A 14,196-nucleotide genomic window follows, 5' to 3' on the forward strand; every position below is an offset into this window, starting at 1 on the left:
GATGACGGTGTTCGTGCTGGGCGGGGCGCAGACCGACTTCGCGCGCAACTACACGAAGGAAGGCAGCGGGATCCTCGAGCTGTTCGCCGAGGTGGTCCCGGCCGCCCTCGCGGACGCGGGTGTGACCGCCGCGGACGTCGAGGTCGCGCACGTCGGCAACCTCGCGGCCGAGCTGTTCACCGGCCAGGCCCAGCTGGGCGGCCTGCTCGTCGCCGCCGTCCCGGAGCTGGACGGCGTGCCCAGCACCCGGCACGAGGCCGCGTGCGCGTCCGGCAGCACCGCGGTCCTGGCCGCCTGCGCCGACCTGGAGTCCGGGCGTTACGACCTGGCGCTCGTCGTCGGGGTCGAGCTGATGCGCAACGTCGACGGCCAGCGGGCCGCCGAGCACCTCGGGTCGGCCGCCTGGGCCGGGCACGAGGCCGTCGGCGCGAAGTTCCCGTGGCCCGCGCTCTTCGCCGACGTCGCCGATGCCTACGACGAGCGGTACGGGCTCGACCCCGAGCCCCTCGGGCAGTTCGCGTCGCACGCTTTCGACCGTGCGGCAAGGAATCCGCTCGCCCAGGCCCGGGACTGGCGGTTCCCGGAAGGCGCGTTCGGGCCCGACGACGAGCTGAACCCGGTCATCGAAGGGCGCCTGCGCAAGCAGGACTGCGGCCGGATCACCGACGGCGCCGCGGCGGTCCTGCTGGCCTCGCCGCGGTTCGCCGAACGCCTCGGCGGCGGCTTCCCGCGCATCGCGGGCTTCGGGCACCGCACCTCGCACCTCGGCCTGGCCGAGAAGATCGCGTCCGGCGGCGAGTACCTGTTCCCGCACCTGCGCGGCGCGGTCGTCGACGCCTACGAGCGCGCGGGCGTGGCCGGGCCGGACGCGCTCGACGTCGTCGAGCTGCACGACTGCTTCACGATCACCGGGCTGGTCGCGCTGGAGCACCTCGGCGCCGCGCCGCCCGGCGACGGCGGCAAGTTCATCACCGACGGCGGCCTCGACACCGCCGGGATCAACCCGGGCGGCGGCCTGATCGGGCTCGGCCACCCGGTCGGCGCGACCGGTGTCCGCATGCTGCACGACGTCGCGCGGCAGGTGACGGGGAAAGCGGGCGAGACCCAGGTCGAGGGTGCGCGGACGGCGTTGACGCTGAACGTCGGCGGCTCGTTCACCACGGTCGTCACGCTGGTGGTCACCGCATGAGGCTTTCGGTGTCGCTGGGGCTCTGGCAGGACCGCCCGCCGGAGGAGGCCCTGGAAACCGCGCGTGCCGCCGAGGCCGCCGGGTACGAGGAGCTGTGGATCGGCGAGATGGCGACGTGGGACGCGTTCGCGCTGGGGACCGCGATCGGCGCGGCGACTTCGTCGCTCTCGCTGACCTTCGGGCCGCTCGCGGTGACCGTCCGGGACCCGGCGACGATCGCGATGGGCGTCGCGTCGGTCGCGGCGCTGACCGGCCGGACGACCGGCGTCGCGCTCGGCACGTCCAGCGACGTCGTGGTGCGGAGCTGGCACGGCCGGTCCCGTTCGCGGGCCGCGACCGCGCTGGAGGAGTCGGCGATCGCCGTGCGGCAGCTGGTCTCCGGCGAGAAGTCCACTGTGGACGGATCGGTGGTCGGGTCGCGGGGGTACCGGTTGCGGCTGGCCGCGCCGAAGTCGCCGCTGACGATCGCGGCGTTCGGCCCGCGCGCCCTCGACGTCGCCGCGCGGCACGCCGACCGCATGGTGGTGAACCTGGTCAGCCCGGCCGCGGCCGGCGAGCTGGTGCGCGGTCTCCGGGAGGCGGCCGCGCGGGCGGGCACCACACCGCCGCCGGTGGCCGCGTGGGTCGTCGGCGCGGTGGACCCGGGCCCGGCCGAGCTCGACCAGCTGCGTCGCGGTGTTGTCGGCTACCTCGCGGCGCCCGGCTACGGCGAGATGTTCCGCGCGGCGGGGTTCGGCGACCTGGTCGACTTCGCGCGCACGTGGCCGCACCCGCGTGAGCTGCTGGCGGCCGTCCCGGAGGCGGCGATTGCCACCGTGGGCCTGCTGGGCTCGCCCGCGGAGATCGCCGCGAAGGCGCGGGAGTACGCGGAAGCGGGGATCGACGAGCTGGCGATCGTGCCCGCCACCAGCGACAACGACCCCGGCGGGAAGAAAACTCTCGCCGCGTGTCGATCCGCCGTCGGCCCGTTCGACGCGTAGGCATGACTGAGCCGACAAAAACCAAGAACCTCGACCAGAACGGGAACGCGGCGCTGCCGTGGAGCCGGGCGCGCGACCTCCTCGCGACCCAGACCCCCAAGGAGGACCTGACGTTCTTCGTCGGGACCGTCCGCCCCGACGGCCGGCCGCACGCCGCCGGCGTCGGCGCGATCTGGGTCGACGACACCCTCTACTTCGTGAGCGGGGCCGGCACGCGCCGGGCCCGCAACCTCGCGGCGAACCCGGCGTGCAGCGTCTCGGTGCGCCTGAACGGCCTCGACCTCACCATGGAAGGCGAGGCCGAGCACGTCACCGATCCCGTCACCCTCGAGCGGGTGGCGGCCGTCTACCGCGACGGCGGCTGGCCCGCGACGGTCGAAAACGGCGGCTACAACGCGTCGTTCATGGCGCCGAGCGCCGGACCCGCGCCGTGGCTGCTGTACCGGCTCGTGCTCACCCGGGCGATCGGGGTCGCCTCCGCCGAGCCGCACGGCGCGAGCCGCTGGGACTTCAGCCGCTGACCGCCCCGGCCACCAGCGCGCCGATGGCCCGCATGCCGTCGGCGTTCGGGTGCAACGGCGCCGCGACCGACGTCGGGATCACGCTCTCGAACCACTTGACGCCCGGCCGTTTGCAGACGTCGTGCCCGATCGACGCCGTCCGGACGTCGACGTAGTGCGCGTTGTGCGCGGCGGCCTGCCGGGCGAGTGCGGCGTTGGTCTTGTCGATGCTGCCCTGGATGTAGTTGGCGTCGCGCGGGGTCAGCGGCGCGACCGGCCAGCACCCGTTGCGCGGCAGGTAGGTGCCGTACCCGGCGACGAAGACCGCGGCGTTCGGCGCGTGCGCGTGGATCGCGTCCAGCAGCGCGCCCCACGTCGGTTCGAACGCGGCGATCTTCTCGGCCAGCTGGTCGTGCCCGCCGGCGGTGTAGCGGTCGACGCAGTCGGGGGTGATGCCGGGGAGCAGGGTGATGCAGCTGGTCGCGGCGCCGACCAGGCCGACGTCGTTGCCGCCGATGGTGACCGTGACGGTCTTCGTGCTCGCGCCGAGCGCGTCCAGCTGCGGCGGGACCGCGCCGGTCTCCGTCGACTGCGGCGCGTACATGTCCGCGGTCGTCGCGCCCGAGCACGTGACGTCCTTGAGCGGCAGGCCGAGCCTCTTCGCCGCGACGTGCGGGTAGTTCACGAGCGAGCGGAGGCAGCCCGGGGCCGAGAGGTCCGGGGGCAGGATCAGCGGACCGGCGGCGGCCGAGTCCCCGAGTGCCACGTACTCCCCGGCGGTGCTCGCCGCCGCCGTGCCTGCCGTCGTGACCAGTGCCGCGACCAGGATCGTGATGAACGCCGTTGTCCTCACTCGCACGCCGTCCTCCTTGACGTTGTGCTTACGGTTGGTTTCCGTGACACCATCGGCACCCAGCGTGCCCGGATTGACTGGGAGTCCGGGCAGAGAACGGGGGGATCGGTTGTGACGGAGCACAAGCCCGGCGGCGACCTCACCCTCGGCGGGCAGCGCGTGCACGAGCGGCTCACCCGGGAGGAGCCCGAGCTGATCGCCCGCGTGCTGGCGCGCATCCAGGGTGAGGTCGCGGACTACCGGCGGATGCCGGTCGAGGAGCTCGCGGGCGACATCGCGCGCATCACGCAACAGGCCGTGCGCGCGTTCGCCCGGAGCCTGCGCGAAGACCGTGAGCTCAACAGCGCCGAGCTGCAGCAGATCGGCGCGTCCGCGGTGCGCCGGGCCGAGGAGGGCTTTCCGCTGGAGGCGGTGCTGACCGCGTACCACCTCGGCGCGCGGGAGATCTTCACCGTCGGCTCGGCGGACGCGGGCAGCGCGGACGTCGCCGACCTCCTGGACGTCGCGGACCGCGTGCTCGCGTTTGTCGGCACGGTCGCCGGCGCCGTCACCCGGGGGTATCTGGAGGAGCTGCGCACCAAGGTGGGGCAGGAGCACACCGCGCGGCGCACGCTGCTGTCGGTGCTCGTCGACGGCGGTCAGGTCGACGTCGTCGCGCGCAGTGCCGGGATCACGCTGCCGGCGCGGTACCTCGTGCTGAGCGTCGAGCTCGGGCCGCACGCCGACGAGGCGTCACCGGGGGTGGACGCGGAGATCGCGGTCCGTCGCAAACTCCGCCGGTTTCTGGCCGCGTTCGAGCAAGCGTGCGGTGACGGCGTTCTCGCGTCGCTGGACGGCCCGGGCGGGCTGGTCCTGCTGCCGCTCGGCGGCCGGCTGTCGTCGCTGCCGGAGTGGCGGGCGCTGCTGGCCGCGGCGGGCCGCGCGGCGGACGTGGACGTGCTGGCCGCGGCGGAAACCGCGGAGCCGTCCGACGTCCGTGAAGTGACTGCCCGGACGGCCGAGGTGCTGGAGGTGCTGCGCTGGTCCGGCCGCCCGCCGGGGCTCTACCGCCTCGACGACGTCCTGCTCGAGTACCAGCTGACCCGCCCGGGCGCGGCCCGCGACCGGCTGGCCGCGGTGCTGGAGCCGCTGGACGCGCACCCCGAGCTCGTCGAGACGCTCGCGGCGTACCTCGAGCTGGACACGAACCGCCGCCGCACGGCGACGAAGCTGCACGTCCACCCCAACACGGTCGACTACCGCCTCCGCCGCGTCCGCGACCTCACCGGCATCGACCCCCTCCACCCGGCGGGCCTCCCGCGCATCATCGCGGCCCTCGCGGCCCGCCGAGCCTCGGCGCCCCGCGGCACCTGACGTGTCGACCCTCCAATCACGCGTGTCGACCTCCTGATCACGCGAGTTCCGCCTTCAATCACGCGAGTTCCGGCCCCGATCACGCGGGTTCCGGCCCCGATCACGCGAGTCCGGTGTACCGGAACGGCGAACTCGCGTGTCTGGAGGGTCGACTCGTGTGTCTGGAAGGTCGACTCGCGTGATTGGAGGGTCGACACGGCGGTCAGGTCGCCGTGCCGACCGGGGTGCGCGACGGGACTTCCGCCGGAAGCCGAGGTGCGGGCACCCGCACCGCAACCGGAGCCCGGGTGACCACCGCCGCGACCAGACCCACCGCGAAAGCCGCGCCGAACACGAGAGCCGCGACGCCGGAAGCCGCGGAAAACGTCAGCTCGCCGGCGCGGCCCAGGACAAAACCGTCGTGCAGCGCCCAAGCCACCACCGCGACCCCGGCCGCGGCGAAGGCCGACGTCCGGAACGCCGCCGCCAGCACGACCACGCCCAGCGTGACCAGCGAGTACCACGGAGCCGGCCCGGCCAGGGCCGCCAGGATCACCGCCACCACCGCCGCGACGCAGCCGATCGGGAACCCGAAACCACCACTCATGCGTCCAGGAGAGCCCGGCCGGCATCCCAAAACATGACCCAGGACACATTCCCTACACCCGGACCCCGGATCTTGACGCGCTATTGACCCGCCACGCGCCCGATCGCGTCGGCGATCCGCGGCCAGACCGCGCGCGGCAGGTTGTGGCCCATGCCCGGCACCACGACCAGCTCCGCGCCCGGGACCGCCGCCGCCGTCGCGTTGCCGCCGCTGACGTTGATCAGCGGGTCGGCGTCGCCGTGCACGACCATCACCGGCAGCCGCACGTCACGCAGCCGGGACGTGCGGTCGCCCGACGCCATCACCGCCGCCGCGTGGCGCAGCGTGCCGACCGGGTGGCGGGCGCGGTCGAAGTGCAGGGTCGCCTTGGCCAGCAGGAACGCCTCGTCGTCCGGGTAACCGGGGGAGCCGAGGCTCCGGTAACCCTCGACGCTGTCGGCGAGCGCCTGCTCGCGGGTCGTCGCGGGCGGGCGTGTCAGCACGGCCAGCGCCCACGGCTCGGCCTGCCCGACCGACGGGTCGCCGGTGGTCGACATGATCGAGGTGACCGAAAGCAGCCGGTCCGGGTGCTCGATGGCCAGCTGCTGGACGATCATCCCGCCCATCGACGCGCCGACGACGTGCGCGCGGCCGATGCCGAGCGCGTCGAACAGCCCGATCGCGTCGCGGGCCATGTCCGACAGCGTGTACGGCGTCGTCGTCAGGTCGCCGGCCGCCAACGCGGCCAGATCCGGCGCCGGGAGGTCGTCGAGCCACGTCGAGAGCCCGACGTCCCGGTTGTCGTAGCGCACCACGAAGAACCCGCGGGCGGCGAGCAGCTCGCAGAAACCGTCCTCCCAGGTGATCATCTGGGCGCCCAGGCCCATCACCAGGACCAGCGGCGGCCGGTCCGGATCGCCGAACGTGTCGTACTCGAGCTCGAGACCGTTGGCCTGTGCGCGTGCCATGCCCCGATCTTGCCGTACCCGTGCGGAGCTGGCACCGGAACGGCCCGTGCGGTTACCGTTACCCCCCATGCCGACCTCATCCTCGGGCACCGGACAGCGCCCCCGGTCACGGGCCGCCGCGGGTCTGCCGGCGCTCACGGCCGACCGGATCGTCAGCGCGGCGACGACCCTCACCGGCGAACGCGGCCTCGACAACTGGACGCTGCGGGAGCTCGCCCGCTCGGTCGAGGCCTATCCGGCGGTGATCTACCACCACGTCGGTGACCGGGACGCGGTGGTGAACGCCGTGGTCGACCGGGTGGTCGGCCTGCTGGAGCTGCCCGGCGGCGAGCTGCCGTGGCAGGAGTGGTTCACCGAGCTGCTGGCCAGCCTGCGCGCGGTCCTGCGCGCCTACCCGGGCTGCGCGAGACGCCTCGCGTTGTTCGGCCCGTCCGTCGAGGCGGCGACGCGCAGCATCGACGCCGGTGTCGGGGTGCTGTTGAAGGCCGGCTTCGGCCGCGAGAGCCCGATGGCCTACAACCTGCTGCTGATGACGGCGTGCCAGTTCGTCGCGATGGAGGACGACCGCGACGGCGCGCTCGCGCTGCGGATCGACAACACCGAGGCGTACGCGGCGTACCGCCAGCGGGACGACCTGCCGGGGATGGCCGAGCTGGGCTCGGCGATGCACGACCTGATGGGCGATCCCGACCTCGCCGCGGGCTATTACGCGCAGCTCTACGACTACGCCGTCCGGCGGTGTCTCGACGGGCTCGCCTGCCGGCTGGACAAACTACACGAATCGGACGGCGAGGGGTTGACAGCGACTTGACAGTGCTCCGGCGTACCGTGAGCGTGCGTCGGTGGTTCGTCCATCGACCCGGAGCCCCTGGCGCCCTCCTCCCCCTCGTGGCGCCGGGGGCTTCGGTCTTTCAGGCCTCGGTGCGCGGCGGCTCCTGCTGAATCGCCGGGAAGATCTCGCCGACCAGCGTCACCAGCGACTTGGACAGCAGCAGGTGCACCTGCTCGCGGGTCAGCGACCCGCGCACGAGCCACTCCCGGCCCGCCGACTTCACCATCCCACCGAACGCGCGCACGAGCGCGTTCAGCTCGGGCCCGTGCTCGCTCTCCCGGGACAGCCCGACGGCTTCGAGCACGCGGTCGGCGGACTCCCGGTCGGCCTCCTCGAGGATCCGCTCCACCTCGAGGTCGCGGCCGATGCCCTCGGGCGCGATCGCGGCCAGCCACATCCGCTCCTGGCTGGTGACCATGTCGAGGAACCATTCGATGGCGACGTCGGCCCGCAGTTCCAGCGGCCCGTCCGGCAGGATTTCGACGGCCAGCCGCGGCACGGTCAGCGCGCGCCGGATGATTTCCAGGTACAGCTCGCGTTTGGTGCCGAAGTAGTGGTTGATCAGCCCGCGCGCGACACCGGCCGCGGCCGCGATGTCCGAAGTGGACACTTCGGAGTAGGGCCGGTCACCGAACAGCCGCGCCGCGCAAGCGTAGATCTGTTCCCTCCGCTCGTCCGGTTCCAGTCTTCGCCATCTCGGCGCCGGCTCGGTGTTCATCCTCCCATCGTCGCATGAGCCGTTGCGCCGGGCAGGGCAGCGCGCACGATGCCGGTGGTGCGGGAGGCCGCGTACCACGATCGGGGCACGGTCAGTCCGGCAGCGTGATCGGCGCGATGTCGGCGAACCCGTCGCCCGGGCCCGGGTTCGCGCCGTGCGTTTCGCCGCCGAAGTGGTGCAGCACGCCCCACACCGCGTTCAGCGCCGTCTGGACCGCGCCTTCGGCCCAGCCCGCCGTCCACGAGATGTCGTCACCCGCCAGGAACAGTCCCCGGTAGCGGGACGGCAGCGAATCCTGCATGAAGTGCGTGAAGAGCCGGTGCTGGTAGCGGTAGTGCCCGGGCAGGTTCGCCTTGAACGCGCCCATGAAGTGCGGTTCCGCCTCCCATGACACGGTCACCGGGTCACCGGTGATGTGCCGCCGCACGTCGACGCCGGGGTAGATCTCGCGCAGCGACTGCAGCATCACCTCGACCCGCTCGCCCACGGTGAGCGGCAGCCACTTCAGCGAGTCGTCGGCCCAGGTGTAGGACAGGCAGATCACCGCGGGCCGGTCCGGGTCGTCGCCGAGCAGGTACGTGCCGCGCGGCATCCGGTCGGTGAGCGTCATGCTCATCGTGTCGCGGCCGGTCGTCGGGTCGGGGTCGAGCCAGAACGGCCGGTCGACCGGCACGAACACCTTCGACGACTCCATGTAGTGCGTGCGCTCGATCGCGGTCCAGTGGTCGATCGGGAAGAGCGCTTCGTCGCATTCGATCTTGGACAGCAGCATCCAGCTCTGCGCGGTGAACACGGCGGCCGGGAACGTCCGGATGTGCCCGTCGGTGCCGGTCACCGTGATGTTGTCCGGCGCGGTCCGGTGCAGCCGCGCGACACCGGGGTGGGGCCGCCCGCCGTGCAGCGTGCTCAGGCTCGTGCCGGCCGGCCAGAAAGCGATTTCGGCCGGTGTGTGCTCCCAAAGCCGTTGCGGCAGCTGCTGGCTCCCGCCGACGATGCTGCGGTGCTCGTCGTCGGCGCCGGTGTAGACCACACGCAGGATTTCCAGGATGGAGTTGGGGAAGTCGGTGTCCCAGCCGCCGGTGCCGAAGCCGACCTGGCCGAAGATCTCGCGGTGGCGGAAGGAGGCGAACGCGGGGGAGGCGCACAGGAAGCCGTAGAACGTCTGGTCGTCCAGCCGCGGGACGAGCTCGTTCCACAGCCGCTTGATCGTCTTGGCGTCCCGGTCGCGGATCGCGGTCTGCATCTCGGCGAACGACGCGTGCTCGGCCAGCGTCCGGTCCCAGGCCGCGGCGACGTCGCGGAAGACCTCCGGCAGCTCGGCCGGTGTGCGCGCGTAATGGCTCTGTCCCTTGAGGTCGACGACCGTGCTCGGCGTCTCCGGCGCCAGCGGGTTCGGGAACGGCCTGGTCTCCAGCCCGACCTTGTCGATGTAGTGGTAGAGCGCGGTCGACGCGGGCGGGAAGCGCATCGCGCCCATCTCGGCCACGACGTCGTCCGGGCAGCCGGGGAAGTGCACACTGCGCAGCCGGCCGCCGATCTCGGCGATTTCGTAGACCACCGGCCGCAGGCCGAGCTTCATCAGCTCGTACGCAGTGACGATGCCGGAGAGGCCACCGCCGATCACGGCGACCTCGGTGCCGTGCCGGCCGGCGGGCAGCGCGCCCAGCCCGGCCGGGTGCGCGAGGTAGTCGTCGTAGGCGAACGGGAAGTCGGGGCCGAACATCGTGATCGGGCGGCCCGCCGGTTCGTCGTGGTGGATCGCGGTGGGCAGGGCGGAGGTCATGCGGTGGTTCCCCGGTACAGGTCGGGCCGTCGGTCGGCCAGGTGGGTGTTTTCCGCTCGTGACGCGAGCAGCGCGGCACGGTCGACGTCGGCGGTGAGCACTTCGGGCCCGGCGCCGGCGCGCGCCAGCACTTCGCCGGTCGGCGCGACGACGCAGGAGCGTCCGCAGTACGTCAGCTCCTGCTCGGTGTCACAGCGGTTCGCGTAGGCGACGAACAGCTGGCTTTCGTAGGCCCGCGCGGGCACCAGCGTGTCGGCGACGAGGTGGTACGGGCTCATCAGCGCGGTCGGCACGACGAGCAGTTCGGTTCCGGCGAGCGCGTGCGCGCGGACCAGCTCCGGGAACTCGACGTCGTAGCAGATCAGCAGCCCGACCCGGACGCCGCCGAGGTCGGCCTGCACCACGGCTTCGGCGCCGGGGGTGAACCACGCCTTGTCGAGGTCGCCGAACAGGTGCGTCTTGCGGTAGTTGGCGAGCCGCCGCCCGGTGTTGCCGACGAGCTGGACGCTGTTGTAGACGTCGCCGCCGTCTAGTTCGGGGTAGCCGTAGACCAGCGCGGTGCCGGTTTCCTTGGCCAGGCTGGACATTCGCGCCGCGGTGGGGCCGTCGGCGGGCTCGGCGAGCTCACGCGTGCGCGCGCCGATGTGGTAGCCGGTGGTGATCATCTCGGCGGCGACGACGAGGTCGGCGCCCGACGCGGCGGCGGCGCGGGGGAGGTCCGTGACCGGTCCCTGGTGGATCGCGACCTTCATGCCAGCCTCGACCTCCGGATGCCGTACCCGAAGTAGATCACCAGGCCGAGCGCCATCCAGCCGCCGAAGACGACCCACGTGGCGCCGTCGAGGCTGAGCATCATGTAGCCGCAGCACAGCACGCCCAGGATCGGCGTGACCGGTGAGAACGGTACGCGGAACGAGCGCGGCCGGTCGGGCTGGCGGCGGCGCAGCAGCAGGACGGCGACGTTGACCAGGCCGAACGCGAAGAGCGTCCCGATGCTGGTGGCGTCGGCCAGCTTCCCGAGCGGGATGAACGCGGCGAGGGCGGCGACGAAGCCGGACACCACCAGGGTGTTGACCCGCGGGGAGCCGGTCTTCTCGTCCACTTTGGACAGGACGCCCGGGACCAGGCCGTCGCGGGACATCGCGAACAGGATGCGCGTCTGTCCGTAGAGGACGGTCAGCACGACGCTGGAGATGGCCACGATCGCGCCGACGGCGAGCAGCCCGGCCCAGAACGGGTTGTCCGAAACGACCCCGAGCACGTGCGAGAGCGCGGCCTCCTGGCCGTCGAACTGCTGCCACGGCAGCGCGCCGACGGCGGCGACGGCGACCAGGCAGTACAGCACCGTGACGATGCCGAGGGAGAGCAGGATCGCCCGCGGCAGGTCGCGCTGCGGGTTCTTCGCCTCCTCGCCGGCGGTCGACGCGGCGTCGAACCCGATGTAGGAGAAGAACAGCTTGGCGCCGCCGGCGCTCAGCCCGGCCAGCCCCAGCGGCAGGAACGGCGTGAAGTTCTTCGCCTTGACCGCGGTGAAGGCGATCGCGCAGAACAGCACCAGCGTGCCGATCTTGACCACGACCATGATCGTGTTGGCCCGCGCGCTTTCCTTCGCGCCGGACAGCAGCAGGAGCATCGCGAGCAGCACGACGAGGATCGCGGGCACGTTGACGACCCCGCCGGAGCCGGGCGGCTGGCTGAGCGCGTCCGGGATGGCGAAGCCGAAGGCCAGCCGCAGCAGCTCGTTGAGGTACTGCCCCCAGCCGACGGCCACCGACGCCACCGAGACGCCGTATTCGAGCACCAGGCACCAGCCGCAGACCCAGGCGACCAGCTCGCCGAGGGTGGCGTACGCGTAGGAGTACGACGAACCGGACAGCGGGATCATCCCGGCGAGCTCGGCGTAGGAGAGTGCCGAGAACAACGCGGTGACGCCGGCGAGCACGAACGAGAGCACCACGGCCGGCCCCGCCACCGGGACGGCCTCGCCGAGCACGACGAAGATGCCGCTTCCGAGCGTCGCGCCAATGCTGAGCGTGGTGAGCTGCCCGAGGCCGAGCGACCGCTTCAACGTGCCATGATCACCTTCGGCGACGAGGTCGGCGACCGGTTTCCGCCGCACCGTCGCGGCTCGCAGAGTCATGCCGACGACCGTATCTGCCGCCGTGGCTGCGGATAACAGGGGAACATTGCGCAAAAAGATGAATCACAGGTGATTCATTGCACAACACGAGCGAATCGTGGCGAATCGTTCCGCTCGGTCCGGCGTGCTCAACCAGGCATCACACGTGCTCAACCAGGCATCACGCGTGAGTGGAGGGGCATCACACGTGACTGGGCAGGCATCACCGTGATGCCCGCCGGATCACGCGTGATGCCCGGCTGGACACGCGTGATGCCCCTCGGATCGCGGGTGATGCCCCGCTGGTCACGGGTCGGGGGGTGGGTCGGCGGTGGGGAGGAGGAGGGTGAACGTCGGCGGGTGGGGGCGGCTCAGGCGGAGCCGGCCGCCTTCGGCCTCGGCCAGGCTGCGGGCCAGCCGAAGGCCGATGCCGTGCCCGGTCGCCGCGGCCGCGAACGGGTCGGTTTCGCCCAGGTCGGGACCTTCGTCAGCGACGTCGATGGCCAGCGCGTCGCCGACGTCGCGGGCCACCACCGTGACCGTGCCGCGCCCGTGCGTCGCCGCGTTGTCCAGCAGGACCCCGAGCACCTGGCGGACCGCCGCGGCCGCCACCCGGGCCGGCGGCGGGTCGTCGCGGGTGATCCGCAGTGCGCGTCCGTGCGGCTCCAGCAGCGCCTCGCCGGCCTGCCGGATCTCCTCCAGGAGCGCGTCGAGGTTGAGCTCGGCCCGCGGCGCCCGGCGCTCCCGGCCGAGGGCCAGGAGGTCCTCGATGGTGCGTTCCAGCCGGTCGGCGGACGCGATCCCGGCGCGGATCGCCGCGTGCGGGTCGGCGCCCGGCGTCTGCAACGCCGCTTCGAGCTGCAGGCGCAGCCCGGTCAGCGGCGTCCGCAGCTGGTGGGACGCCTCCGCGGAGAACGCGCGTTCCCGCTCCAGGGTCTCGCCGATCCGGGCCGCGGTGGCGGCCAGCGCCTCGCCGACCCGGTCGATCTCGGCGATCCCGGCCCGCGGGCCGCGCGCGGTGAAGTCGCCGTCGCCGAGCTGCTCGGCCGCGCAGACGAGCTCGTCCAGCGGCCGGACCAGCCGCGTGGTCAGCCGCCGGGCCATCAGCAGGCTCGCCCCGACCGCCGCGACGGCCAGCCCGGCCATGCCGAGCCAGGTCAGCCCGATCCGCAGCGTCAGGTCGGACATCGGCAGCGCGGCCCGGACCACCCCGGTGGTGCGGGCCCCGCTGAGCACCGGGACGGCCAGCACCAGCTCGTCGTCCTCACGGCCGGTGACGACGTCCGTCGCGGCGCTCGCCGCCTGCCGCTCGAGCGCGCCGGCGACGGCGGGTCCGTGCCCGGCGAGCAGCCGGCCGTCCGGGGAGTAGATCCCGACGTCACCCTCGGCCTCGTCGTCGGGCGGGGGCGCCTGCGGCGGCAGCCCGGCGTTCAGGTCGTGGGACACGGCCAGCGCGGCGGCGTCGGCGGCCCGCTCCAGGTCGGACATCGTGTCGTCGCGGTAGTACCTCATCACCGCGAAGCCCAGCGGCAGCGCGAACAGCACGGTGGCGACCAGGGCGGCGAGCACCGTCAGCGAGATGATCCGGCGGCGCACGCCTACCCCTCGGCGAGGGTCCGGGCCGGGTCCTCCAGCCGGTAGCCGTGCCCGCGCAGGGTGGCGATCCGCGGCACCTCGGTCTCCGACCCGGCCGCCGACGCGAGCTTCCGGCGGACCGCGGCGATGTGCACGTCGAGCGTCTTCGTCGAGCCGTACCAGTGCGCGTCCCAGACCTCGGCCATCAGGGTCTCGCGGCTGACCGCGACCCCGGGCTGCTCGGCCAGCCGGGCCAGCAGGTCGAACTCCTTGGCGCGCAGCACGACTTCGTGTCCGCCCAGGGTGGCGCGGCGGCCGGCGATGTCGACGGTCAGCTCCCCGATGGTCACCGGCGGCCGCGCGCCGGCCGGCGCGCCGCGGCGGAGGTGCGCCCGCACCCGGGCCAGCAGCTCGCCCAGGCGGATCGGCTTGGTGAGGTAGTCGTCGGCCCCGGCGTCGAGGCCGACGACGACGTCCATCTCCTCCTGCCGCGCGGTGAGGATGACCAGGACGGTGGCGGGCAGCGCGGCCCGCAGCCGGCGGCAGACGTCGACGCCGTCCAGGTCGGGCAGGCCGAGGTCGAGCAGCACGAGGTCGAACTCGCCGGCTTCCGCGGCCTGCAGGGCGGTGCGCCCGTCACGTCGCCAGCACACCTGGTGACCGTGCAGCCGCAGGGTCGATTCGAGCACGCTGCCGATCGCCGCGTCGTCTTCCACCACCAGCAGGTTCGGCATGCGGGGAGCGTAACCAACGTTCCGCCC

General features: G+C 72.9%; 14 protein-coding genes. 5 read left to right on the top strand and 9 right to left on the bottom strand.

All coding sequences use genetic code 11. The features are described 5' to 3' along the window. Position 1 precedes the first annotated feature (1 nt). Genes ACZ63J_RS30450 through ACZ63J_RS30460 form a run of 3 tightly spaced genes read left to right on the top strand, consistent with a single transcriptional unit; the run spans position 2 to position 2,690 of the window. The gene (locus tag ACZ63J_RS30450; protein WP_465401261.1) at positions 2 to 1,189 is read left to right on the top strand and encodes an acetyl-CoA acetyltransferase; all 1,188 of its coding nucleotides are present in this window, start codon (positions 2 to 4) and stop codon (positions 1,187 to 1,189) included. Further along, complete coding sequence (locus ACZ63J_RS30455) at positions 1,186 to 2,169, top strand: LLM class F420-dependent oxidoreductase (RefSeq protein ID WP_465401262.1); 984 nt, start codon at positions 1,186 to 1,188, stop codon at positions 2,167 to 2,169. The genes ACZ63J_RS30450 and ACZ63J_RS30455 overlap by 4 nt, the downstream gene beginning before the upstream one ends. 2 nt (positions 2,170 to 2,171) lie before the next feature. Then, positions 2,172 to 2,690, top strand: coding sequence for a pyridoxamine 5'-phosphate oxidase family protein (locus ACZ63J_RS30460; protein ID WP_465304087.1), 519 nt, complete (start codon positions 2,172 to 2,174; stop codon positions 2,688 to 2,690). On the opposite strand, the gene ACZ63J_RS30465 is transcribed toward ACZ63J_RS30460, so the two are convergent. Then, the gene (locus tag ACZ63J_RS30465) at positions 2,680 to 3,522 is read right to left on the bottom strand and encodes an SGNH/GDSL hydrolase family protein (protein ID WP_465401307.1); all 843 of its coding nucleotides are present in this window, start codon (positions 3,520 to 3,522) and stop codon (positions 2,680 to 2,682) included. The genes ACZ63J_RS30460 and ACZ63J_RS30465 overlap by 11 nt on opposite strands. Positions 3,523 to 3,633: 111 nt before the next feature. Here ACZ63J_RS30465 and ACZ63J_RS30470 point away from each other — a divergent pair, with 111 nt between their 5' ends. Continuing rightward, positions 3,634 to 4,875, top strand: a complete 1,242-nt coding sequence (locus ACZ63J_RS30470) for a PucR family transcriptional regulator (protein ID WP_465340714.1) — start codon at positions 3,634 to 3,636, stop codon at positions 4,873 to 4,875. Positions 4,876 to 5,077: 202 nt separating this feature from the next. Here the strand turns inward: ACZ63J_RS30470 and ACZ63J_RS30475 are convergent, their stop codons facing one another. Beyond that, positions 5,078 to 5,461 (bottom strand): hypothetical protein, encoded by a 384-nt coding sequence (locus ACZ63J_RS30475; protein WP_465439687.1) that lies wholly within the window; start codon positions 5,459 to 5,461, stop codon positions 5,078 to 5,080. Positions 5,462 to 5,541: 80 nt separating this feature from the next. Beyond that, a complete protein-coding gene (locus ACZ63J_RS30480) occupies positions 5,542 to 6,408 on the bottom strand; it encodes an alpha/beta fold hydrolase (protein WP_465439688.1) in 867 nt (288 codons plus the stop codon). Between the two features lie 67 nt (positions 6,409 to 6,475). Between ACZ63J_RS30480 and ACZ63J_RS30485 the strand changes: the two genes are divergently transcribed. After that, positions 6,476 to 7,219 carry a TetR/AcrR family transcriptional regulator gene (locus ACZ63J_RS30485; RefSeq protein ID WP_465439690.1) on the top strand — a complete coding sequence of 248 codons (744 nt, stop codon included), beginning with the start codon at positions 6,476 to 6,478 and terminating at the stop codon, positions 7,217 to 7,219. A gap of 100 nt (positions 7,220 to 7,319) precedes the next feature. On the opposite strand, the gene ACZ63J_RS30490 is transcribed toward ACZ63J_RS30485, so the two are convergent. The 6 genes from ACZ63J_RS30490 to ACZ63J_RS30515 form a co-directional block, all read right to left on the bottom strand. Next, positions 7,320 to 7,958, bottom strand: coding sequence for a TetR/AcrR family transcriptional regulator (locus ACZ63J_RS30490; RefSeq protein WP_465439692.1), 639 nt, complete (start codon positions 7,956 to 7,958; stop codon positions 7,320 to 7,322). Between the two features lie 91 nt (positions 7,959 to 8,049). Further along, positions 8,050 to 9,741, bottom strand: a complete 1,692-nt coding sequence (locus tag ACZ63J_RS30495) for a flavin monoamine oxidase family protein (protein WP_465439694.1) — start codon at positions 9,739 to 9,741, stop codon at positions 8,050 to 8,052. Then, complete coding sequence (locus ACZ63J_RS30500) at positions 9,738 to 10,493, bottom strand: carbon-nitrogen hydrolase family protein (protein WP_465439696.1); 756 nt, start codon at positions 10,491 to 10,493, stop codon at positions 9,738 to 9,740. The genes ACZ63J_RS30495 and ACZ63J_RS30500 overlap by 4 nt, the downstream gene beginning before the upstream one ends. Further along, positions 10,490 to 11,881 (bottom strand): amino acid permease, encoded by a 1,392-nt coding sequence (locus ACZ63J_RS30505; protein WP_465340707.1) that lies wholly within the window; start codon positions 11,879 to 11,881, stop codon positions 10,490 to 10,492. Before ACZ63J_RS30505 ends, ACZ63J_RS30500 begins: the two co-directional genes overlap by 4 nt. 285 nt (positions 11,882 to 12,166) lie before the next feature. After that, positions 12,167 to 13,456 carry a sensor histidine kinase gene (locus tag ACZ63J_RS30510; protein WP_465401268.1) on the bottom strand — a complete coding sequence of 430 codons (1,290 nt, stop codon included), beginning with the start codon at positions 13,454 to 13,456 and terminating at the stop codon, positions 12,167 to 12,169. Positions 13,457 to 13,458: 2 nt separating this feature from the next. Continuing rightward, a complete protein-coding gene (locus ACZ63J_RS30515) occupies positions 13,459 to 14,169 on the bottom strand; it encodes a response regulator transcription factor (RefSeq protein WP_465401269.1) in 711 nt (236 codons plus the stop codon). Positions 14,170 to 14,196 lie beyond the last annotated feature (27 nt).

Source organism: Amycolatopsis sp. NPDC104863 (assembly GCF_055582965.1).